The organism is Parasedimentitalea nitratireducens (assembly GCF_057444295.1).
Genome location: NZ_JBYAXC010000001.1, coordinates 587,371 through 608,062 on the forward strand (window position 1 = coordinate 587,371; position 20,692 = coordinate 608,062).

Consider the following 20,692-nt stretch of genomic DNA (forward strand, 5'->3'; position numbering starts at 1 on the left):
TTAGCTCGCAGCAGGTTGTGTTTCTTCAGAAGAAGCTGTTTCTTCCGCTTTCACATCTGGAGCTTCATCTGCCTCATCCGGAGCAGGAAGATCGCCAACAATCTGTGGCGGCATGTCCATCAACATACGGATGATTGTAATCAGCTCGCCCCGCAGCTCGGTCCGTTTGGTCACGCGGTCCAGAATACCGTGGTCGAGCAGGTATTCGGCGCGCTGGAAGCCCTCGGGCAGCTTTTCGCGGATTGTCTGTTCGATCACCCGTGCACCAGCAAAGCCGATCAGCGCGTTAGGTTCCGCAATGTGGACATCGCCCAGCATCGCATAAGACGCGGTGACACCACCGGTGGTTGGGTGGGTCAGAACAACGATGTAGGGCAGGCCTGCATCCTTGAGCATCTGCACCGCAATCGTGGTGCGTGGCATCTGCATCAGGCCCAAGATGCCTTCCTGCATGCGGGCCCCACCAGCGGCGGAGAACAGAACCAGCGGGCGTTTAAGCTCGACCGCGCGTTCAGCAGCGGCCAGAATTGCGTTGCCCACATACATGCTCATGGAACCGCCCATAAACGAGAAGTCCTGGGCAGCGGCCACAATCGGGGTGCGCCCGATGTCGCCTTCGACCACCAGCATGGCTTCTTTTTCGCCGGTCTTTTTCTGTGCTGCCTTCATCCGGTCAGGATAGCGTTTCTGATCCTTGAATTTCAGCGGATCGGCAACAGGCTCGGGCACGGCAATTTCTGTGAAAATACCGCCATCGAACAGCGCATCAAAGCGGGCACGCGGTGTGATTCCCATGTGGTGATCACAGTTGGTGCAGACCATTTGATTGTCGCTCAACTCGCGATGGAACAACATGGTTCCGCACTCTGAGCATTTCTGCCAGAGGTTCTCGGGGACTTCGCGGCGCGAGAAGATCGAATTGATCCGCGGCCGGACGTAATTTGTAATCCAGTTCATTGCAGGCCTCTGCTGGGGCAGTTTGACCCCCAGATAAGGCCCTACGCCGATAAATGCAATCAGCGGCGTATCGCAAGGCGCGCAACAAGCCAGCCGATCATCATCAACACGAAGTCTACCGCCATCCAAGGGCGCAGAGCTTCGACATCGGACATCTCATATGGCAGTAGGAACAGCGCGAGCCCATTCAGGCTGCTAGGCGAGGCAAACAGAACCAAAGCAGTAAAATTGTTGAAGAAATGAACTGCAATTGCTGGCCCTAATGTTCCAGAGCGGGCGGTAAGGTCTGCCATCAACAGACCAAACAAACCAGCCCAACACGCGATCAAAAGGGCATTGTCACCTGCCTCGGCTGGCAGGTAATGGCCCAGTGCGAAGAAGATTGACGGTGCGAGCAGCCAAACCAAGGGGTGACGGAATCGTGCCGCGAGCGTTTGCTGGATATAGCCCCGAAACAGAATTTCTTCGGCACCTGTTTGCACCAATAAAACCATCAGCGAGAAGGGGAGCAATGCAAGCCAAATCAGCAGCGGCAAGTTTGGCTGCATTGGGGCGCCCATCTGATAGGGCGGCAACACAAGTATAGCAGCACCCAAAGCCATCAGATACAGGCTGACCCGGCCAAACTGCTTCACCAACAAGCGTGGAGAACCGGTGATGCTAAATAGCGAGCGCTTTTGCATCAGGCCCGCGGCCACCGCTATGCCAGCGATGATAAACCCAAACCCACCAAGCAGTGCCAGCATCGCCGCAGGGTTAGACCCATCTATCAGCCCATCGTGCCAAGGGCCCGGAAAGGCGGCCGTTAGAAAGGAATTCGCGATCCAGAACAACAGATAGGCAACCAGAACCATAACCACAAAGCCAACGAGTAGGCGCCATAGCTGCGGATGCCGACGCGCTGTTTGAACAAGTGCCTCGTGCGCGTCATAGGCATGTCTGGCTGGCATTATCATTTACTCCATTCGAACCACGGCCCCCCTGAACGGGGTTTGAAACGTTGCACAAAAGAACTCTTAGGGGATGTCATGGGGAACCATATTCAGCCCGGTCAATGTATGTTGTGCTGACGGTATGCAGGAAAATACCCAATTTCAAGTCAGCCAAACCTCCACGCGTTACAGGCATGAAAAATTGGTTTTGATGAAGTGCTGAAATGGAACGAAAGCGAATTGCCCGTTTGTTTAACTAACGTTACATTGCTGGCAAATGCAGGGTAAAGAAGCGCCTGCCAAACAGTTCGAGGGCATTATGGGCGGGATTTTGGACAGGCTGTTTCATCAACGCGCCTTACGTCACTGGCGCCGGGATGCACGCCAGGCCGACCAGACAACGCTGTCCGAGCTGCGTGGGCAACGCAACCGGGCACGACAGTTGCGAACACATTTGGATCGCTTGTTGCACGTGGCCGAGGGGCGCTTGGCCTTGCCGCAGATCGGATCCTCGTTTTTCCCTAAACCCCATGGCACTGACTGGTCGTGGCGCCCTAGCCTATGGCGGGGGCCTTTGCCCGTTCCTGGCATTTCTTCGGTCCCGTCCAAGTCCAAACTGGGGGATGAAGTCCAGCTGTTTCACGATTGCACCTATTCGGAACTGACCCTGCGCCAGTTACGAAACACACGAGAGCAGGACCTGGCTCCGTTTGGGCTGCGCATGGATGTGTTCAAGTTTGATGGGTCGTTTCTGTCACTGGTCATTGACCTGCCACCCGGTGCGACAGAGGGCATGACCCGTCAGCACTTGGTACGCATCGACACCATCATCGAAACCGAGAAGCCGCAGGAAATATTTGCACGATTGAACATCAAGCACGGCCCCAACACCGAGCAATTGGTGCGGGAATTGCCACAGGGCGAGGCTGGCGTGGTGGTGGAATTCGATCTTGCCTATTCTCGTCTCAACGAAAAACGGATTGAAAAAATCTGGCTCGATCTGATTTTTGAATCCCCTGACATGAACCAAGTGATCCTGAGGGATCTGACGTTCTCACGTCATCTACGCGCCGCCATTTGAGGACCATAGATATGAGCGATCTGACACTCACCAAGATCCGGTTTAGCAACGGCGTTTGGGAAGGCAAGTTGAGCAACGCACCCGACACCGGGGCGCGGCCGGAAATCCAGGTGCGCCTGCTGGATCAATTGGTTGATGGCGTAACCCTGAAGGAAGGCGGCACCGGGACAGAATGGGATCTACATGTGACCGTGCCAAGCCATGCCTTGGCTGATGGCGTGCACAGCTTTGTCATTTATGATGCGGTAGCCGATACCAAGTTGGGCGATTTTACACTAATTGCAGGCGAAGCTGCAGCCGATGACCTGCGCGCCGAAGTCGAACTGCTGCGCGCAGAGCTAGATATGCTGAAACGGGCTTTTCGCCGTCACTGCCTGGAAACCACCTAAGTGATCGCCTGATAGCGGTCCGTTACGTCCTGCATAGCCCAGGCAAAGGGCTGCGGACCATAACTGGTGCGCGCAACACCGGCATTGGCCACTGTCTCACGTATCAGCCCCTCGCCGCGCATCATAACATTGACGGGTAGCGAACTGGCGTCACATATGCGCGCAATCAAATCCAAATCAGTCAAGCCCGGCACGAAAAAGCCACTGGCACCCGCCGCGGCAAAGGCTTTGGCACGATCAATCGCTTCCTCCAGAAGCCCCGCGTGCTGACTGGTATCCTTTTGTTTGAGAAACAAATCGGTTCGCGCGTTGATGAACAGTTCATCGCTTGCCGCACGAACAGCACGCAGCCGATCGCTTTGCTCGTCGATACCATAAAGCCCAGTTTCCCCAACGATCTGATCTTCAAAATTGATACCCACTGCGCCCGCTGCAATAATTTTGGCAACATTGCTGGTTAGCTCTGCGCCACCTGTCGCATAGCCGCCCTCAAAATCCACGCTAAGCGGCACATCCACCGTCTGAGCGATGCGCTCGGCGATCTGAGCCAAGAATGACAGCGGAATTTGCTCACCATCTCTGTACCCTTGTGCCTCGGCCACCGACCAGCTTCCCGTTGCAACAGCTAGGGCTCCGGCCTTGGCCACTGCAGCCGCGCTGCCTGCATCCCAGATGTTGTACAACACAAGTGGATTTCCCGGCACATGCAACGCGGCAAAATCCTGCGCCAATTGTGATTGTTTCGTCATTTCGAACCTCTGTAACTATTTTCAATTTCAATCAGCCGCTGCTTGCGCCACAGCCCGCCGCCGTATCCCGTCAATGTCCCATCTGCCCCCAGCACTCGATGGCAAGGAACAACCAGTGCCAGTTGATTGCTGCCATTTGCCCGCGCCACCGCGCGTGCAGCTGAGGGGCGGTCGATGGCCTGTGCGATCTGCGAATAGCTGCGGGTTTCACCGGCTGGTATGTTTCTCAACGCGCGCCAGACCTGTTGTTCAAACGCAGTCCCATGTTGTGCCAATGGGGTTTTGAAATCCGCATGCTCGCCCGAGAAGAAATGCCCCAGTTCCTTTGCCACTTGTGTCGTAGGGACCGGGCGGCCAAAACCGATGCCACCACTTACATTTTTTTCCAACTTGGCCAGCTCTCGAGGCAGTGCCTTGCGATCTATGAACTCCAATAAATGCAGCGCATGTTGACAGCTTACCGCGATCATCGATCCCAGTGGGGTTTCGATCCAGTCCGCTTGCAGCAAGGCATCGCTGGAAAACTGGCCGGGCGATTTCCCCAACAACCGGCCAAAGGCCTCACGAAAGGCACTGGCCGACTCAAAGCCCGCATCTATCTGCGCCGCAATGACCGGATCCCCAGAACTCAGTGCGGTAAAGCCTTCGCGCAGCCGCCGCTGTCGGGCCATTTCCAGAAAAGTCATGCCAAAGTGACGCTTGAAGCTACGTCTCACGGTTGAGGCATCCAAGCCCATCTCGGCGATGTCACCTTCAGACCATCGGTAGCTGGGACGCGCCTCAAGCGCCTTGAGCAGACGATCCACAATAGGGTCAGCAGCGGCCATCGGAGCCAGTGGATGACACCGCTTGCAGGCGCGAAATCCCGCCTCGATGCAGCCACCCGTTGTGGCATAGAATTGGCAGTTTTCAGGTTTTGGTTTGCGCGCCGGACAGGTCAGGCGGCAAAATATGCCTGTTGAAGTCACGCCAACATAGGCGCGCCCTTCGTAGCTGGCATCTCGGGCGAGCAGCGCATCGTACAGGGTGTTGGCATCGGGTAGGTCAAACATCATGCAGCTCTGATAACCAATGTGAACCCGCCCCGTCGCCGGAAATCGGGCGTCCATTTAAAATTGTGATCCTGAACAACAATAGCACAAAAAAGGGCCACCCAACTGGGCGGCCCTTAGTGTGCAATATTGCGTTGAACTTATTTGCCTGGAGCCAGAGCCGACATGCCAGTCAGAATGTCGATTGCATAAGCCAGCTGATAGTCGTTTTCGCGAAGCTCGGCTGCGGCCTCTGCCTTGGCGCGATCTTCTTCGATCTGACGAATTTCATCCTCGGACAGGCTGTCATTGTTCAGGCTGCCGCGCAGATCGGCCTCGGACCGGGAACGACGGGTATCTGCCTCGTCCTCGTCTGTGCTTGGGGCACGGCGCGGCTGTTCAACCACGATGTCAGGGGAAACGCCCAGCGCCTGGATCGAACGACCCGACGGGGTGTAGTACCGCGCTGTGGTCAGACGCATCGCACCATCACCGCGCAGCGGCATAACGGTCTGCACCGAGCCTTTGCCAAAGCTTTTGGTTCCCACAACAATCGCACGACGGTGATCCTGCAACGCACCGGCAACGATCTCAGATGCCGAAGCCGAACCGCCATTGATCAGCACAACAATCGGCAGGCCTTGGGCCAGATCACCCACTGTTGCGTTGAACCGTTCACCATCTTCGGGGTTGCGGCCACGAGTCGAAACAATTTCACCGCTGTCCAGGAATTCGTCGGAAACGCGGATCGCCTGATTCAACAAACCACCAGGGTTATTCCGCAAATCCAGGATCACGCCGTTGACGTTTTCAATGCCACCTGCCTCTTCGACCTGTTCGTTCAGGCCCGCAATCAGGTTTGGCGTTGTCTGGTCATTGAACGTAGAGATCCGCAGAACGACCGAAGAGCCCTCGGTACGGGCGCGCACGGCAGTCAGCTTGATGGTGTCACGAACGATCGACACATCAAACGGCTCTTCTTCACCCTCGCGCACAACAGTGATGATGATTTCAGACCCAACGGGCCCGCGCATCATGTCCACTGCCTCGTCCAGTGACAGGCCCAGCACGCTTTCACCATCTACGTGAGTGATGAAGTCGCCAGCTTCCATGCCAGCCTCGTCCGCCGGGGTGCCATCCATAGGCGACACAACTTTGACAAAGCCTTCTTCCTGCGTGACTTCGATACCAAGGCCGCCAAACGAACCACGTGTCTGCACGCGCATTTGATTAGCATCATCAGGCGACAAATAGCTGGAGTGGGGATCCAGCGACGAAAGCATGCCGCCAATGGCCGCTTCGATTAGTTCGGTTTCATCGACTTCTTCGACATACTGGACGCGGATACGCTCAAAAATGTCACCAAACAGGTCAAGCTGTTCGTAGACAGTTGCTGAGCGGGCGTTTTCTTGTGCCAGCAGCGGTCCTGCCACGTAAGTCGTCGCAAGGATTCCCGCCAGCGTACCGCCGACAGCTGCCATCGCAAACTTTTTCATGTACCTTTATCCATCCTTGTCGGTGCGGAACCAGATCTCTGGGTCCACGGGGCTGTCATTTGTTCTGACCTCTATATAGAGCGTTTCTGACCGGTCAGTTCCAGCCCCTTCACCGCTTAGTGACAATATCGCACCAATTTCTGGGGTTTGTCCGCCCATAAGCCCTATCGGAGTGCCCTTTGGGATGACCTGACCAGCTTCGCCAAACACTTCGGCCAACCCGGATAACACAAACAGCATATCAGGTTGCGGTTCCAGAATCACCACATTCCCTAAATCCAACAGCGGCCCTCGATATCGAATAGTGGCGGCCGTGGGCGAGGTCACAAGCGCACGAGGCCGCGCAGCAATCAATAATCCGGGACGAGAAATACCAGCAGCGTCCTGGGCCCCAAAGCCTCGCAAGACCAATCCTTGCACTGGGAGCGAGACCTCTCCCTTTTGATCACTGATGTCAGCGCCGATTTCTGCGATCTCACCTTCAACAATATGGGCAAGCCCACTGGCAAAACCCTCAAGTGTCTCAGTTGACGAGATTAAAATGGACGTGCGAACGGGGTCATGCGCAAACCGACGAGGCAGGTCTGTACGATCTGCAATTGCTGTTGAAAGCTTAGCACGCGCCTGCTGCACCCCGGCCAGTCCGGATTGTAGTGTATTGGCTGCGTTTTGCTGCAGCAATCGCAACATCTGCACCTCTTCCAAATTCAGCTTCAAGGCTTCGGCGCGGGCCTGCAACCCGGGTGTGACTTCGGCCAGCATCATCGCAGAGCGCGCCGACCCCAGAGGCCCCGACGGATGTAACAACAGCACGGGCGGAGCTGAGGTTTCAATGGTCTGCAAAATACCAAGTAGATCTGCCACTTCACTCTCTCGCGCTTTTAACTGCGCCAGCAGCTGTGCCTCGCGTCGGGCCACCTGCCGCAGCCCATCACGCATCGCCGCCAAACCCGCCTCATAGGCGCGCACGGTTTCAGTCAACGCCCTTACCCGATCACGCGCACTTTCGGCATCTTGCAGCTGCACTGTCGCCGCTTCCAACTGTTCACTTGCTCGCCGCGCGGCCTTGGCCGGGTTTTCCGCCGCGATTGCAGGAATTCCCGACAGAAACAGAATAAAAAATGCAGCACGTAAGATCATGCCAACAGGCTCTTTCCGGTCATTTCCTCAGGCTTGTCCAGCCCCATCAGCTCTAGCAGTGTCGGTGCCAGATCGGCCAGCCGCCCGTCGCGCAACTTGGCACCTTCGGGACCACCAACCAAGGCCAGCGGTACGAGATTAAGAGTATGGGCGGTATGTGGCTCACCGGTTTCGGGATCCACCATCACTTCACAGTTGCCATGATCTGCAGTGACCAACATAGCGCCGCCTGTTTTTTCAAGTGCGGCTACAACATGCGCCAACCCATGATCAACTGCCTCACAGGCCTTCATTGCGGCCTGCAAATCACCAGTGTGGCCAACCATGTCAGGATTGGCAAAGTTGGTTACGACCAGATCATATCCAGCCTCGATCGCCTCGACAAATTTCTGTGTCACCTCGGGGGCCGACATTTCGGGCTGTAGATCATAGGTCGCCACGTTTGGAGACTTTGGCATGAAACGATCTTCGCCCTGTTCCGGCTCTTCTTTGCCACCATTTAGGAAGAAGGTGACATGCGGATATTTCTCGGTCTCGGCCAGTCGGAACTGTGTTTTTCCCTGCTGTGAAACCCAAGCGCCTAGCGTATTGACGATTTCTTGTTTTGGATAAGCGGTCGTCATGTAGGTGTTGTGATCGTCCGAGTACCCCACCATGCCTAGCAAGGCAGCCAGTTTGGGACGTCGGCCTGTATCAAAGGCCTCAAAATCAGGCTGCCCAATGGCTGCCAGAATTTCTCGCGCCCGATCTGCGCGGAAATTTGTACAGAAGAAACCGTCCCCATCTTTGATTCCTTCATAACCCTCAATAACGGAGGGCTTGATGAACTCATCGCTATCTTCATGTAAGTCGTAGGCGACCCCAACAACATCTTCGGCATTTGGAAAGAATCCACAGGTCGGATAAGAACTATATTCGACATCTTTGTAGGCTGTCATGGCTCTGTAAGCGGCTTCGACACGTTCCCAGCGGTTGTCCCGATCCATTGCAAAATAGCGCCCCATCACGGTCGCTATTCGTGCGTTTTCGGGCAGACCTGCCTCAAGGGTCTCAAAATACTGCAGCGCGGATTTTGGTGCCACATCCCGCCCATCCGTTATGGCGTGCAGCCAGACCGGAACCCCCGCATCTGTAATCGCCTTAATTGATGCCAGGATGTGGTTGATGTGCCCATGCACCCCACCATCTGACACCAGCCCCATCAGATGAGCAGCCCCGCCAGTGGCCTTCAACTTGGCGATGAAATCCTGCAGCGCCGCGTTTTCAAAAAACGAGCCCTCTTCGATGGCTAAGTCAATCTGGCCCAGATCCATCGCCACAACCCGACCCGCACCGATATTGGTGTGGCCAACTTCCGAATTGCCCATTTGGCCGCTGGGCAATCCGACATCCGGCCCATGGGTGATCAACCGTGCCTGCGGTCCCTTGGACATGATTGCATCAAAGGTCGGTGTCTGTGCCAAATGCGGTGCGTCCGTTGCACCACCTTCACCACTGCCCCAACCATCTAGGATACACAAAACAACGGGTTTGGGCGTAGGCATGTCGGGGCTCCGGGCTCAGGGATAGTTGCCCGTCTTCTACAACCTCTGAACTGCGGGGGAAACAAGGTTCTCAGCGCGAACAGCATCGCGCCTTGGCGCGGTGCCATGCCCAACGGGAGGACGCCCTGTCAGGGGCAGACGACGGACGGGAGAGCTTTGGTCAGATGCGCAGGATCCGGGTCGCTTTGAACAGATCACTTAGGTCAGATTGGCAGCAACCAAAGGAGACACCCAATGACCAAGTTCACTGCTCTGCCAACCGACATTGTCCGCGCCTTGCAAAATGGCGGGCCGGATGCCCACGGGCAAACACCAGAACGCACTTTGTCAGACGGAGGTGGCAATCCCTGCCGCCATTGCCTGAAGTACATCCCCAAAGGGGCCGGAATGCTGATTCTGGCGCACCGCCCTTTTCCATCCGCCCAACCCTATGCCGAGACCGGGCCAATATTTCTGTGCGCCGACACCTGCGAACAACATTCCGGCGATCAAATCCCTGAAGTTTTCATCCAGTCACCGGACTATTTGATCAAGGGCTATAGCCAGGATGATCGTATCGTCTATGGCACCGGTGTCGTGACCCCCAAAACAGAGTTGAGGAGCCAGGCAGATATCATCTTTTCCGATCGCCGGGTGGCGTATATTCACATTCGATCATCACGGAACAACTGTTATCAGGCTCGGGTTGATCGGAGCTAAGCATCAGCCCTCCCAACGGCTCACCAGTCTACTCCTCCCCGCGACTGAGCACGCATTGCCTTAGCAAAGGTTTGCTGGAACCCACTTACTGAAATGTAGCCTCCGCCTTTGAGCGCACCGGCGGGGGCTGCCACGGACACACGGCCCGAGACCGAAAAGGTGCCGCGCCGGGGGTTGTAGTTTAGGCACTGGTTATCCCAGCAGTTCCGACCATCCTGCAACAGCATTTCAGAACTGCCATTCGCAGCTTGTCGCGTTGGATTGTTCGGAACATCGCAAGCCGCCACAAGTAGAAGAACCGGGACAACAAACAACGTCTTCATATTGATCTCCAAAAAAGCGTAGCGCCACAATGCAACGACGCTACTCTAATGTATGCTCGCGTTTCGCGTCTTAAAGCCTTCACTGGATCCTATGGCTATCGAAACCTCAGTTACGTGCAGCAGTTTGATTGGCTTTTAGCGGTTCCGCAATAAGCGGACGAAGCTGGCATCAAATTTATCGCAGCAACTGGTTTGCATTGAGCCGCCCCTTCGCTCAACATAACGCTGACTTTTTGAGCTTCAGGCGTTACCGATGCGATCTGGTAGCGTCGAAGACCTTTGTTCTTTAGCCCAAACTCGAAGTACAGCGGTGCATCTGCTAGATGCTTTACCTGTGATATACTCTTGGTCGCAATTGCTGAAAACTTGCTGGTGCTCATATGGGTCCCCATCTGCCCATCCAGCAGTTGCACATGGGTTTCTCGCCATTCACCGACATTGCCGCCGCAATCAATGCTGGTGATCGTGTTCTGTTTCAATTCGGTGACATGATACCCCCCACCGATCTCACCCTCGGCAGTTGCAAAAACCAGTGGCAGATCTTTCTCTTGGGTTTTCAATAGTGCCAGCACATCGTTCAGCGTTGTCAGTTCTTGTGTCATCGTGTAGATCTCCATGATATTTCAACATTTCAAGTATTGTTGAAATAATGCAATGTCAACGGCATTTCAACAGGAGTTGAATTATGAACGAAAGCCAAGTCATCGAGGCTTTGGGCGCACTGGCCCAAGAAACACGGCTACGCATTCTCAGGTTTTTGGTCACCAAGGGCAGCGATGGTGCCTCTGCCGGAGAGATCGGCGAAGCGGTTGACGCTGCATCTTCCCGAGCCTCGTTTCACCTGTCGACCCTTGCCAACGCCGGGCTGGTTACCGCTGAACGCAAGTCTCGCCATATCATCTATCGCGTCGATTTTAACGCCGTCGGAGGCATGATCGGTTATCTGATCAAAGACTGTTGCGGCAATCATAAGGACGTTGTGGCCTGCTGCGGGACCTCTCCCAACTGTTGAGAGGCATCAGTTACGCCCTAAGCCGGAACCAGATTGAGCGGAGGCATTTCGCTCGCTAAAATTACAGAGCCGACACCTAAGCGAGACAAAAGGATACCCACAAGTTTGAGACGCCCTGTACGAAGAAACCGGCGCATTGGCACCGAAGATTCAGGTTTCAAACGTCGCAACCAAATGCGCATTCCGGAAAGCTGGTGCGACAGGTATGGAAGTTATGCGTCCGACTACAAATCTCGGCTCGATCCTGACCTCATTATCTCGCTAGAAATCGGGCAAAATCAACTCAGTATGCTGTACGAAAACCCGTTGTCTGAATTTGGGTATGGGTGTTCACCCAGTGACGTCGAATACCTGCTCAGAAACTGCCAGGATACCGATGAACCCCTGCCAGAGCTCATCCTGTTCCGACAACCCACGCGTAAACAGACCATGCTAGACCCGGTTTGGGGTCGATTTATGTATTACGCGGAAGTTGAGAAATTTTCAGGTGCCGCCATTGTTCTAGAGGCTCAACACTATGGGAAGAAGTTGTATTGGCCGAGGAAGCTGACCCCAGACGATCAGAGCGAGCTCACCAGGCTTGCCTCGGATGGGCACATCTTTGCGCAAGACAAGCGCGGCTTTACTAGTCTGCTTACCGAGAGCGCACATCGAAATACAGTTTTATACCGCACGCTGCTACATGAGCTTGGCCATTTCCACCACCATCATACAGATGTTTTCAATCCAGACACGAGACTGTCAGAGGATACGGAAATCGCTGAAGACCTGCACTGGGCACGGCCGTCGACTGAGAAAGAAGCCTATGCACATCGCTATGCAGAGGATTGTTACCAGTCACTGCTTAGCAGGGGACTGGTTCCCTTTGACCCGATCAAAATGCCTTCAGAAGAAGCCTAGCCAGATCCGGCGTTAATTGCTCTAAGAGCTGGACGTTAGTGCCAGGAAAACATCTTCCAGGTCGGCTTCTTCGGTCTTCACATCGCGAATGGTGATCCCTGCGTTTCGCACGGCAGCCAGAACCTGTTCGGCGCTGGTGGTATTGCCGTGATACCGCAACACAACCGCCCCATCGCTGCGTAGTTCGGCCTCGATACCTGATGCCCGGGGCAGGTCCGTGACTGGCGCATCCGGGTGAACCACCATGGCCTTGGCATCCAGCCGACCCAGCAGATTGCTGGTGCTGTCGCGCGCGACCACCTCGCCTTGATTGATGATGGCGATCTCGTCGCACATCTCTTCGGCCTCTTCCAGGTAATGGGTGGTCAGGATGATGGTCATGCCCTGTTCATTCAGCTTGCGGATATTGTTCCACAGCATCTGACGAAGTTCGATATCCACGCCAGCGGTGGGTTCATCCAGCACCAGAATGTTTGGGTGATGCACCAGCGCCTTGCCCAGCAGCAACCGCCGCTGCATCCCACCCGACAGGGTGCGGGCATAGGCTTCGGCCTTGTCCTCAAGCCCGATCATGCGCAGGATCTCGTCACTGCGGCGTTCGGATTTCGGAACCCCGTACAGACCCGCTTGTACTTCCAATGCACCGCGAGGGCTAAAGAACGGATCCAGGTTCAGCTCTTGCGGCATCACGCCGATAGCAGCGCGGGATTGGCGTGGGTTGGTGTCCTGATCAAAACCCCAGATCTCGACCTTACCCGCGGTTTTCAGAACCAGACCAGCAAGGATATTGATCAGCGTCGACTTGCCCGCACCATTGGGCCCCAACAGGCCAAACACCGACCCGCGCGGCACTGTCAGGTCAACCCCTTTGAGCGCGTGCTTCTCGGGTTGTCCCTTGGCTGCTTTGTAGGTTTTGCGCAAACCTGTCAGCCGGATTGCATCCTGTGTCATCGCTGCTCTTGCCCCCAGTTTTGCCATGGCTCATAAAGCCCCTAACGGATTAGCAAGAGGACTGCCAGCGATGACCATCCAAGCGCCAGAAACCAAGATCGTCGACAGCTATAAAGTTGTCTGTGACGGCAGCGAGGGTGCATTGGGCCATCCCCGCGTCTATCTCCAAATCCCCGAGGATCTGGGTTGGGTCGAATGCGGCTATTGCGATTGCAAATACGTGCACAAAGATCACGCCGAAAAGTGAGCCGTTGGGGCAGGCGACTGCTGATCTGGCCTTTGGGTGTTGTTGCACTTTATTTGTCGGCAGCCCTGATTGGCGCGGTTGTTCCCGGGTCTTTGAAACCGGCAGCACAACGGGATGGGCCTGACACCGAGATCCTGCTGGTCGCTGGCCCAATTCACTATGATTTCCTGCTGCCACTCAACGCGTCCACCCAGGCGCGTTTTTCATTTTTGAACGACACAGACCTGCCTTTACAGCACCCAAATGCGCAGTGGCTGGTTATCGGTTGGGGCGCGCGCGACTTTTACACAACTGTCGGAAGCTATAATCAAGTTTCCGCAAGGGCGGTTTTCAAAGGTATCTTTGGAGACAGAGCGGTCATGCGGGTAGATGTTATAGGCGCTCTTAGAGACGACCTGGACCTGCCAGGGTTCACACTGAACAGCGGTGAATACGCTGCTTTGATGGAAGCCATTGCCGATAGCTTTAGACAAGACCCAAACGGAGAGCCCCGCCCTATCGACTTTACCGGCTTTAATGACACCGATCAGTTCTACGAAGCCAAAGGTTGGTTCAACATCCTGCGCACCTGCAACACATGGGTTGGCCGAATGCTACGCGCCAGCGGACAAAGGTTTGGAGCTTGGACGCCGCTCCCCTATTCAGTCACCCTTTCGAGATGGCTACACTGGTAGCTTCAGATGTACACTTAACACATAAAGGGGACGGGTAGATCCCACCCCACGGCCCCTAATTGTAACTCCAGCTAGGGGAAACTCAGGTGTAAACGCCAGCTACCCTAACCGCTCTGAGCGCAGAACGCCTGGATACCGCTCTTCTTTTTGCCGACGAAGCGAGCAAGATTGGGACCCGTCCATGCCCGAAATTCGGTACCATCGGAAAGGGTGCCATCACCCCAAACCGAATGCGTGGCAAAATCAGCGTAGCCAAAAGTAGCTTTGCCGCTGCGCCCATCTGAACATTTAAGATTGGCAGAACCATAGTTCCCCCAGGTGTTCTGCACCTGCCAATCGCCGCTACAAGACAGACCTGTTTCTGTCTGGCCAGACAACCTACCCTTGAGCCACCCAGTTGCGGAGCCAATCATGACTTCGCCGGTGCTAAAACAGGCCACCAACGGCGTGCAGCTATCCGGTTGTCCATTTTTAGGAACACAGTCTTTTGGCAACTGCGCAACAAGCGCGCTGCTGTCGGAGGTTTCTTGGACGCATGCAACCAAACCAAGCACAAGAACGGTTGCCGTTGTCACTCCAAATATCGACTTTCGCCCTTTTGGGGCTTTCATTCCTAGAAATTCCATAAAATCACTGTCCTAAATAAATCATCCGAGCAAAATGTAATAGCCATTGGCGACTGATAAAAGCAGCCTTCCATAGCTATTACAACAGGTTACTTTGCGCGTTGGATTTACCCACAGACCCCAAAACGGGGAACTAGGAACAAGGGTCGTCCATCAACAACTGCCCCGTCTGAACATCAATATGGTCCTGCGCCGCGTATCCGGATGCCCAATGAACAATCCCACCATCAACAGTGTCGCCCAGGCCATTGGGAAAACCAATTGCCCCCTTTACGGGATCCATCACTACGATCTCAGTCTCAAGACCATCAGCGCAGGATAAGGTCACGATCCTCATAAAATCGTCATCGCCGGGTATCGTACCTGTGCAAATCGTACCGTCGTTCAAATTGCCACTAATCGTACTGTCTTTGATACCGTTTACAGTGCCTAGGAACCAACGTGTTGTTTCGGTGCTAATGCACGCGAAAACGCGCTGGCAGTGGAATTTGTCCAAACTCATTGGGCAATTCGGGGCACCATAGGTTTCGGCCCGGGCGGTGGTTGTTGCCAGTGCGAGGGCACAAACAACGGCTGGCAGGTGAAGAACATTCATGCGATGTATTCCTTCGAAAAACGCGATCCGAGGAGCAGTAGATATGGACGGAACTTTTGGCAAGGGATGCCATCTGCATCTGATCGACGGCTCGGCCTTTATCTTTCGCGCTTATCACGCGCTGCCACCGCTGACGCGTAAATCCGACGGGTTGCCGATTGGCGCCGTGGCCGGGTTCTGCAACATGCTGCAGCGCTATGTCGAGGGCAACACTGGCCCGGACGCGCCAACCCATGTGGCGGTGATCTTTGACCATTCAGGCAAGACATTCCGCAACGACCTGTATGACCTCTACAAAGCCAACCGCCCCCCTGCCCCCGAAGACCTGCGCCCGCAGTTTCCGCTGACCCGTGACGCTACCCGGGCCTTCAACATCGCCTGCAAAGAAGTCGAAGGGTTTGAGGCCGATGACATCATGGCGACGCTGGCCTGCCAAGCGCGCGACGCTGGTGGGCGCTGCACCATCATCAGCTCGGACAAAGACCTGATGCAGCTGGTTGGCGGCGGCGTGGAAATGCTGGATGCGATGAAGAACAAACGCATCGACCGCGATGGCGTGATGGAGAAATTCGGCGTTGGTCCAGAGCGGGTAGTCGATGTGCAGGCGCTGGCTGGTGATAGCGTCGATAACGTCCCCGGCGCACCCGGCATTGGTATCAAGACCGCAGCCCTGCTGATCAATGAATACGGATCACTGGAAGAGTTGCTAGACCGCGCCGAGGAGATCAAACAGCCCAAACGTCGCCAGACGCTGATCGACAAGCGCGAGCAGATCGAGATGTCCAAGACTCTGGTGCAGTTGGACTGCAACATGGAGCTGGATTTCACTATCGAAGATCTTGAGGTGCTGGACCCGGACCCTGAGGTGCTGCTGGCTTTCCTTGCCGAAATGGAGTTCCGCACCCTGACAAAACGGATGGCCGATCAATTGGGCCAAGAGGCTCCGGTCATCCCCGAGGCATCGCCGCAGGCGGCCGAAGTTACAGCACCCGAAACGGTTCCGTTTGATCGTGACGCATACACCTGCGTGACCAGCGCCGAAGAGCTGCTGCCTTGGATCGACCAGATCCACCAGCGCGGCTGGGTGGCGGTGGATACCGAAACCACTGGTCTCGATTCAATGGTGGTGAACCTTGTCGGCATCTCGCTTTGTGTCGAACCGGGGCAGGCCTGCTACATCCCGCTGACCCACCGCGAGGCTGCTGCGGATGATTTGTTTGGGTCCGATGATCTAGCCGAAGGACAAATGCCTGTGGCCCAGGCGTTGGAGATGCTGAAACCGGTTCTGGAAGACCCCGCGATCATCAAGATTGGCCAGAACATGAAATACGACGCCAAGATTCTTGCCCGCCAGGACATTGTGGTAGCGCCGATTGATGACACCATGCTGATGTCCTACGCGTTGAACGGCGGCAAACATAATCACGGCATGGACACCCTGTCTGAACGCTATCTGGATCACACCCCAATCCCGATCAAACCGCTGCTGGGCACGGGTAAGTCCGCGATCACTTTTGACAAGGTGCCAATTAGCGATGCGGTCCCCTATGCCGCCGAGGATGCCGATATCACCCTGCGCCTGTGGCAAGTGTTCAAACCACAGCTGCATCAGGAAAAAGTCACCACCGTTTATGAAACGCTGGAACGCCCGCTGGTGCCAGTGCTGGCCAAGATGGAGATGGACGGCATCAAGGTCGACCGCGACACACTCAGCCGCATGTCCAACGCCTTTGCCCAGAAAATGGCGGGACTTGAGGCCGAGATTTATGAGCTGGCTGGGGAAACCTTCAACGTCGGTTCCCCCAAGCAACTGGGTGAGATCCTGTTCGGAAAGCTGGAACTACCCGGCGGTAAAAAGGGTAAGACTGGGGCCTATGCCACTGGGGCCGATATCCTTGAGGATCTGGCCACCGAACACGACTTGCCGGCGCGGGTGTTGGACTGGCGGCAGCTGTCGAAGTTGAAGTCGACTTATACCGACGCCTTGCAGGACCACATCAACGCCGACACTGGTCGCGTACATACCTCGTACCTGCAAACTGGGGCCAACACCGGCCGCATGGCCTCGTCCGATCCCAACCTGCAAAACATCCCGGTACGGTCCGAGGAAGGGCGCCGCATTCGCGAGGCCTTTATCCCCGAAGAGGGCAACGTGCTGCTGTCGCTCGACTACAGCCAGATCGAATTGCGCATTCTGGCACATATCGCAGGCATCGATGCGCTGAAACAGGCCTTTGCGGATGGCATCGACATTCACGCAATGACCGCGTCAGAGATGTTCAATGTGCCACTGGACGAGATGACACCTGACATTCGTCGACAAGCCAAAGGCATCAACTTTGGTGTCATCTATGGGATTTCCGGCTTTGGCCTGGCCCGCAACTTGCGTATTCCCAGGGCCGAGGCTCAGGGCTTTATCGACCGCTATTTCGAGCGCTTCCCCGGCATCCGCAAATACATGGACAACACGGTGGAGTTCGCCAAGGAGCACGGATACGTACAGACGCTGTTTGGACGCAAGATCCACACGCCCGAAATTGCTGCCAAGGGGCCGCGCGCTGGATTTGCCAAACGCGCCGCGATCAACGCACCGATCCAGGGCACGGCAGCTGACGTAATCCGCCGCGCGATGATCCGGATGCCGAACGCCATCGCCCACCTACCAGCGCGGATGTTGTTGCAGGTTCACGATGAACTGCTGTTCGAAGTGCCCAAGGACGCTGTGGAAGATACTATCACCACGGCAAAATCGGTGATGGAGAACGCCGCTGACCCGGCGGTGCATCTGGACGTTAAGCTGATCGTTGACGCAGGTCGCGGTGCCAACTGGGCAGAAGCCCACTAAAACGCTTCCGGCCTCACATCAGATCACACCCGCATGAAGCGCTCCATTGGAGCGTTTCATGCCACGCCCAACGGAAAGAGCGCCTCTGAAAAGAGGCCGATGACGGGCGGGAGCCCCCCTTCACTTTTGCATACCCCTTGCCATATCAAGATGACTGACAACACTCTTTTGCGTTGGACAGACCAAGCGGGGTATCACGGGCCATGAAATATGTCATTTCCACTTTAGCCTTCGCAATCCACTTAGGGCTTCCGAATGCCGTCGCAAGCCAAGATGCCTGGGGTTATGTTTCTCTAGAAGGCCACCAATACAGCGCAAGCCTGAACGAAGACGGAGCAGTGCTGGTGTCACGCTACCCTGTTGCTCGGTTTTCTGGCAGCGGGGTCATGACCGAAGTGATCACCGGTATTGAAACCATGTATCTAGGACGCGATTGCGATGCCTATTCCAAGGTATTGGGCACAGGAACGTGGGCCTGGGGCAATGGTGGGTTTGTTGTTCGGTTTGACTACAAGGAAATCTGGTTTCCGCGTCAGGAAATTGATGCAAACAACGATTTGGACTGCCCGCGTCAGTACTAGATGGTCACAAGTAGATCGCCGGAGCGCCTGCCTTGGTTAGCTCTCGCTTGGCTGGCGCACCAGTTTGGTCACAAGTTTCCGCACCATCGGGGCCACACCCAGCACCACAACAAAGGCAATGGGCCAGCTGAAAGTCCAGGCGGAAACCCAGGCGCCGAGGGTGTGCGTTTCAAAACCAAGGTTCTTGAGTGATACGACCAACGTAACAATACCTGACATCACGCCTGACAGGATGAACCCAAACAGGATCGGGGCAAAGCGGGCTGGGATCATTTAAAGCGGCCTCTGCAGTTGTGCGTCTGGGCAAAGTAGCAGCAATTGGAACGGTACTGCCAGTGCGCCTGTGCACACAAATGCGTGCATTCGCTCAGGACATCCAGGCCAGGCTGTCCTCGGTTCGTTTGGTTGATGGGGTGTACTCAGCACTGACCCACCCTTGATAGCCACTGGCATCAAACGCCGCGAAAAGGGCCTCAAAATCCACCGGTCCCTGCCCCGGTTCGCTGCGGGCGGGAGCCGCGCCAATTTGGATATGCGCGGCATGAGACGCAAAAGTCTCCCAGACCTGGGCCGCGTCGCCATGGATCATTTGCGCGTGATAGGCATCATACTGCAGGCCAACATTTTGCCGACCCACAGCTGCAAGCACTTCGATCGCCAAGTTGTAGTCGTCCAGGAAATACCCAGGCTGGTCGCCACTGTTCAACGGTTCGATGGTGAACTGTTGTTTCGGAGCCTGATCTGCGGCCCACTGCAAATTGCGGATAAAGGTCTGCTTTGCCTCTTCGCCTTTTTCATAGCCCGCCATCACATGGATCATCCCCGGTCGAAGCACCTCGGCGTAGCGCAGCACCCGGCGGATATCACGTTGAAAGCGATCCTCTCCCCCAGGAATGGCCGCATACCCAGGCTCCCCGCCGGTATAATTTGGTGGCGGTGCATTGATGAGCAGCAGTTCCAGACCATTACTCATCAAGGCCCGCTGGGTTTCCGTGGCTGCGGTCTCATAGGGGAACAGAATTTCCACAGCCTCAAACCCAGCTTCTGCCGCAGCTGAGAAACGGTCCAGATAGGGCAGTTCAGAAAATAGCAGAGATATGTTGGCTGCAAATTTGGGCATTGGGCACCTTTCGCGATTAAGGCTATCTGGTCCGGAGTTGGAGCTTATGAATTACTGCCACAAGATATGTAACAAGTGGTGCAGCGTTTCATTCAAATTGCGCACAATTGACGACCTTGAGCTACAGATTGCCGATATCAGCTACACAGGTTCTACTTCATCACTCCTCAAGCTCGGACGATGGGATGACCGGGAAAAACTGGCCTGACGACCACAGGCCAAACCACCCATCATGATGGGCGCCAAGATCAATCAAACGATAGAAACTTTTGCGATCAATCAGTGCCTCAAGATCGGCCCGGATCAGCACATACGGTGAGGGTTCTCCGGTCTCGGGATCTCGTTCAACGCGGATGGGGTGGTCTGGCCCGGCGATAGCATGATCGCCAACATGGGTGGTAAAGCTAAGTACCTGTTCAGGCCCGCTTCCCCGCGTTTCGAAATCTACCGCCACAAAGGGCGCGTCATCGACGATGATACCGACTTTTTCAACGGGGGTGACCAGGAAATACTTGCCGTCCTCACGTTTGAGAATCGACGAAAACAGTTTGACCAGCTCAAACCGGCCTATCGGAGTTCCGAGGTAGAACCAGGTGCCATCGCGGGCGATGCGCATGTCTAGATCACCGCAAAAAGCAGGGTTCCACAGGTGTACAGGCGGCAATCCGCCACCCCGGGCTGCTTTGACAGACGCAGCAATGCCCTCGGCAGATGGGCTCACGTGATTTTGTCCGCTCATTGGTTTTGCCATTCTCCCGCAACACGATAGAGTACCACCATATATTCGCGAGGAAGGGAAT

24 protein-coding genes are annotated in these 20,692 nt (G+C 55.5%); 10 read left to right on the plus strand and 14 right to left on the minus strand.

Annotation, left to right across the window (positions count from 1 at the left end; genetic code table 11):
- On the minus strand, positions 1-957 hold the full coding sequence (gene accD / locus AC2T28_RS03025; protein WP_486747465.1) for an acetyl-CoA carboxylase, carboxyltransferase subunit beta: 957 nt from the start codon (positions 955-957) through the stop codon (positions 1-3).
- A 59-nt stretch (positions 958-1,016) separates the two neighbouring features.
- Positions 1,017-1,907 carry a CPBP family intramembrane glutamic endopeptidase gene (locus tag AC2T28_RS03030; protein ID WP_486747466.1) on the minus strand — a complete coding sequence of 297 codons (891 nt, stop codon included), beginning with the start codon at positions 1,905-1,907 and terminating at the stop codon, positions 1,017-1,019.
- Between the two features lie 301 nt (positions 1,908-2,208).
- Between AC2T28_RS03030 and AC2T28_RS03035 the strand changes: the two genes are divergently transcribed.
- Complete coding sequence (locus tag AC2T28_RS03035) at positions 2,209-2,970, plus strand: DUF6478 family protein (protein WP_486748008.1); 762 nt, start codon at positions 2,209-2,211, stop codon at positions 2,968-2,970.
- An 11-nt stretch (positions 2,971-2,981) separates the two neighbouring features.
- A complete protein-coding gene (locus AC2T28_RS03040) occupies positions 2,982-3,359 on the plus strand; it encodes a hypothetical protein (protein ID WP_486747467.1) in 378 nt (125 codons plus the stop codon).
- Here the strand turns inward: AC2T28_RS03040 and AC2T28_RS03045 are convergent.
- The 5 genes from AC2T28_RS03045 to gpmI all read right to left on the minus strand — a co-directional run bounded on the left by AC2T28_RS03045 (position 3,356) and on the right by gpmI (position 9,319).
- Positions 3,356-4,108 carry an isocitrate lyase/PEP mutase family protein gene (locus AC2T28_RS03045; protein WP_486747468.1) on the minus strand — a complete coding sequence of 251 codons (753 nt, stop codon included), beginning with the start codon at positions 4,106-4,108 and terminating at the stop codon, positions 3,356-3,358. The two genes, AC2T28_RS03040 and AC2T28_RS03045, sit on opposite strands and share 4 nt — an antisense overlap.
- Positions 4,105-5,163, minus strand: coding sequence for a bifunctional transcriptional activator/DNA repair enzyme AdaA (locus AC2T28_RS03050; protein ID WP_486748009.1), 1,059 nt, complete (start codon positions 5,161-5,163; stop codon positions 4,105-4,107). Before AC2T28_RS03050 ends, AC2T28_RS03045 begins: the two co-directional genes overlap by 4 nt.
- Before the next feature lie 137 nt (positions 5,164-5,300).
- Positions 5,301-6,635 (minus strand): S41 family peptidase, encoded by a 1,335-nt coding sequence (locus AC2T28_RS03055; RefSeq protein ID WP_486747469.1) that lies wholly within the window; start codon positions 6,633-6,635, stop codon positions 5,301-5,303.
- A 6-nt stretch (positions 6,636-6,641) separates the two neighbouring features.
- Entirely contained in the window at positions 6,642-7,775 is a 1,134-nt protein-coding gene (locus AC2T28_RS03060; protein ID WP_486747470.1) for a murein hydrolase activator EnvC family protein, read from the minus strand.
- Positions 7,772-9,319: a 2,3-bisphosphoglycerate-independent phosphoglycerate mutase gene (gene gpmI / locus AC2T28_RS03065; RefSeq protein WP_486747471.1), complete on the minus strand. Its 1,548-nt coding sequence runs from the start codon at positions 9,317-9,319 to the stop codon at positions 7,772-7,774. The genes AC2T28_RS03060 and gpmI overlap by 4 nt, the downstream gene beginning before the upstream one ends.
- A gap of 234 nt (positions 9,320-9,553) precedes the next feature.
- On the opposite strand from gpmI, the gene AC2T28_RS03070 reads away from it, so the two are divergent.
- The gene (locus AC2T28_RS03070; RefSeq protein ID WP_486747472.1) at positions 9,554-10,018 is read left to right on the plus strand and encodes a DUF1203 domain-containing protein; all 465 of its coding nucleotides are present in this window, start codon (positions 9,554-9,556) and stop codon (positions 10,016-10,018) included.
- Between the two features lie 20 nt (positions 10,019-10,038).
- Here the strand turns inward: AC2T28_RS03070 and AC2T28_RS03075 are convergent, their stop codons facing one another.
- Both AC2T28_RS03075 and AC2T28_RS03080 read right to left on the minus strand, forming a co-directional pair.
- Positions 10,039-10,341 carry a hypothetical protein gene (locus AC2T28_RS03075; protein ID WP_486747473.1) on the minus strand — a complete coding sequence of 101 codons (303 nt, stop codon included), beginning with the start codon at positions 10,339-10,341 and terminating at the stop codon, positions 10,039-10,041.
- Positions 10,342-10,451: 110 nt separating this feature from the next.
- A complete protein-coding gene (locus AC2T28_RS03080) occupies positions 10,452-10,943 on the minus strand; it encodes a DUF6428 family protein (RefSeq protein ID WP_486747474.1) in 492 nt (163 codons plus the stop codon).
- Positions 10,944-11,026: 83 nt separating this feature from the next.
- On the opposite strand from AC2T28_RS03080, the gene AC2T28_RS03085 reads away from it, so the two are divergent.
- Together AC2T28_RS03085 and AC2T28_RS03090 are read left to right on the plus strand one after the other, a co-directional pair.
- Positions 11,027-11,353: an ArsR/SmtB family transcription factor gene (locus AC2T28_RS03085; protein WP_486747475.1), complete on the plus strand. Its 327-nt coding sequence runs from the start codon at positions 11,027-11,029 to the stop codon at positions 11,351-11,353.
- Positions 11,354-11,527: 174 nt separating this feature from the next.
- Positions 11,528-12,253 carry a hypothetical protein gene (locus AC2T28_RS03090; RefSeq protein WP_486747476.1) on the plus strand — a complete coding sequence of 242 codons (726 nt, stop codon included), beginning with the start codon at positions 11,528-11,530 and terminating at the stop codon, positions 12,251-12,253.
- Between the two features lie 21 nt (positions 12,254-12,274).
- Here AC2T28_RS03090 and AC2T28_RS03095 read toward each other — a convergent pair whose 3' ends face one another.
- Positions 12,275-13,204, minus strand: coding sequence for an ABC transporter ATP-binding protein (locus AC2T28_RS03095; protein ID WP_486748010.1), 930 nt, complete (start codon positions 13,202-13,204; stop codon positions 12,275-12,277).
- 70 nt (positions 13,205-13,274) lie between these two features.
- On the opposite strand from AC2T28_RS03095, the gene AC2T28_RS03100 reads away from it, so the two are divergent.
- The 3 genes from AC2T28_RS03100 (at position 13,275) to AC2T28_RS03110 (ending at position 14,767) form a co-directional block, all read left to right on the plus strand.
- On the plus strand, positions 13,275-13,451 hold the full coding sequence (locus AC2T28_RS03100; protein WP_486747477.1) for a zinc-finger domain-containing protein: 177 nt from the start codon (positions 13,275-13,277) through the stop codon (positions 13,449-13,451).
- Positions 13,448-14,125, plus strand: a complete 678-nt coding sequence (locus AC2T28_RS03105; RefSeq protein WP_486747478.1) for a TIGR02117 family protein — start codon at positions 13,448-13,450, stop codon at positions 14,123-14,125. The genes AC2T28_RS03100 and AC2T28_RS03105 overlap by 4 nt, the downstream gene beginning before the upstream one ends.
- Before the next feature lie 411 nt (positions 14,126-14,536).
- The gene (locus AC2T28_RS03110; protein ID WP_486747479.1) at positions 14,537-14,767 is read left to right on the plus strand and encodes a hypothetical protein; all 231 of its coding nucleotides are present in this window, start codon (positions 14,537-14,539) and stop codon (positions 14,765-14,767) included.
- A 117-nt stretch (positions 14,768-14,884) separates the two neighbouring features.
- Here the strand turns inward: AC2T28_RS03110 and AC2T28_RS03115 are convergent, their stop codons facing one another.
- Complete coding sequence (locus tag AC2T28_RS03115; protein ID WP_486747480.1) at positions 14,885-15,346, minus strand: hypothetical protein; 462 nt, start codon at positions 15,344-15,346, stop codon at positions 14,885-14,887.
- A 43-nt stretch (positions 15,347-15,389) separates the two neighbouring features.
- Between AC2T28_RS03115 and polA the strand changes: the two genes are divergently transcribed.
- Positions 15,390-18,191, plus strand: a complete 2,802-nt coding sequence (polA, locus tag AC2T28_RS03120) for a DNA polymerase I (protein WP_486747481.1) — start codon at positions 15,390-15,392, stop codon at positions 18,189-18,191.
- 203 nt (positions 18,192-18,394) lie between these two features.
- Positions 18,395-18,772, plus strand: a complete 378-nt coding sequence (locus AC2T28_RS03125) for a hypothetical protein (RefSeq protein ID WP_486747482.1) — start codon at positions 18,395-18,397, stop codon at positions 18,770-18,772.
- 36 nt (positions 18,773-18,808) lie between these two features.
- Here AC2T28_RS03125 and AC2T28_RS03130 read toward each other — a convergent pair whose 3' ends face one another.
- The 3 genes from AC2T28_RS03130 to AC2T28_RS03140 form a co-directional block, all read right to left on the minus strand.
- On the minus strand, positions 18,809-19,045 hold the full coding sequence (locus AC2T28_RS03130) for a DUF2798 domain-containing protein (RefSeq protein WP_486747483.1): 237 nt from the start codon (positions 19,043-19,045) through the stop codon (positions 18,809-18,811).
- A 94-nt stretch (positions 19,046-19,139) separates the two neighbouring features.
- Positions 19,140-19,892, minus strand: coding sequence for a hydroxypyruvate isomerase family protein (locus AC2T28_RS03135; protein WP_486747484.1), 753 nt, complete (start codon positions 19,890-19,892; stop codon positions 19,140-19,142).
- 160 nt (positions 19,893-20,052) lie between these two features.
- Positions 20,053-20,631, minus strand: a complete 579-nt coding sequence (locus AC2T28_RS03140) for a DUF1285 domain-containing protein (protein ID WP_486747485.1) — start codon at positions 20,629-20,631, stop codon at positions 20,053-20,055.
- Between the last annotated feature and the right edge of the window lie 61 nt (positions 20,632-20,692).

Coding starts and splice junctions, on each gene's coding strand:
- accD (WP_486747465.1), bottom strand. CDS start 957: ATGAACTGGATTACAAATTACGTCCGGCCGCGGATCAATTCGATCTTC.
- AC2T28_RS03030 (WP_486747466.1), bottom strand. CDS start 1,907: ATGCCAGCCAGACATGCCTATGACGCGCACGAGGCACTTGTTCAAACA.
- AC2T28_RS03035 (WP_486748008.1), top strand. CDS start 2,209: ATGGGCGGGATTTTGGACAGGCTGTTTCATCAACGCGCCTTACGTCAC.
- AC2T28_RS03040 (WP_486747467.1), top strand. CDS start 2,982: ATGAGCGATCTGACACTCACCAAGATCCGGTTTAGCAACGGCGTTTGG.
- AC2T28_RS03045 (WP_486747468.1), bottom strand. CDS start 4,108: ATGACGAAACAATCACAATTGGCGCAGGATTTTGCCGCGTTGCATGTG.
- AC2T28_RS03050 (WP_486748009.1), bottom strand. CDS start 5,163: ATGATGTTTGACCTACCCGATGCCAACACCCTGTACGATGCGCTGCTC.
- AC2T28_RS03055 (WP_486747469.1), bottom strand. CDS start 6,635: ATGAAAAAGTTTGCGATGGCAGCTGTCGGCGGTACGCTGGCGGGAATC.
- AC2T28_RS03060 (WP_486747470.1), bottom strand. CDS start 7,775: ATGATCTTACGTGCTGCATTTTTTATTCTGTTTCTGTCGGGAATTCCT.
- gpmI (WP_486747471.1), bottom strand. CDS start 9,319: ATGCCTACGCCCAAACCCGTTGTTTTGTGTATCCTAGATGGTTGGGGC.
- AC2T28_RS03070 (WP_486747472.1), top strand. CDS start 9,554: ATGACCAAGTTCACTGCTCTGCCAACCGACATTGTCCGCGCCTTGCAA.
- AC2T28_RS03075 (WP_486747473.1), bottom strand. CDS start 10,341: ATGAAGACGTTGTTTGTTGTCCCGGTTCTTCTACTTGTGGCGGCTTGC.
- AC2T28_RS03080 (WP_486747474.1), bottom strand. CDS start 10,943: ATGACACAAGAACTGACAACGCTGAACGATGTGCTGGCACTATTGAAA.
- AC2T28_RS03085 (WP_486747475.1), top strand. CDS start 11,027: ATGAACGAAAGCCAAGTCATCGAGGCTTTGGGCGCACTGGCCCAAGAA.
- AC2T28_RS03090 (WP_486747476.1), top strand. CDS start 11,528: ATGCGCATTCCGGAAAGCTGGTGCGACAGGTATGGAAGTTATGCGTCC.
- AC2T28_RS03095 (WP_486748010.1), bottom strand. CDS start 13,204: ATGACACAGGATGCAATCCGGCTGACAGGTTTGCGCAAAACCTACAAA.
- AC2T28_RS03100 (WP_486747477.1), top strand. CDS start 13,275: ATGACCATCCAAGCGCCAGAAACCAAGATCGTCGACAGCTATAAAGTT.
- AC2T28_RS03110 (WP_486747479.1), top strand. CDS start 14,537: ATGACTTCGCCGGTGCTAAAACAGGCCACCAACGGCGTGCAGCTATCC.
- AC2T28_RS03115 (WP_486747480.1), bottom strand. CDS start 15,346: ATGAATGTTCTTCACCTGCCAGCCGTTGTTTGTGCCCTCGCACTGGCA.
- polA (WP_486747481.1), top strand. CDS start 15,390: ATGGACGGAACTTTTGGCAAGGGATGCCATCTGCATCTGATCGACGGC.
- AC2T28_RS03125 (WP_486747482.1), top strand. CDS start 18,395: ATGAAATATGTCATTTCCACTTTAGCCTTCGCAATCCACTTAGGGCTT.
- AC2T28_RS03130 (WP_486747483.1), bottom strand. CDS start 19,045: ATGATCCCAGCCCGCTTTGCCCCGATCCTGTTTGGGTTCATCCTGTCA.
- AC2T28_RS03135 (WP_486747484.1), bottom strand. CDS start 19,892: ATGCCCAAATTTGCAGCCAACATATCTCTGCTATTTTCTGAACTGCCC.
- AC2T28_RS03140 (WP_486747485.1), bottom strand. CDS start 20,631: ATGAGCGGACAAAATCACGTGAGCCCATCTGCCGAGGGCATTGCTGCG.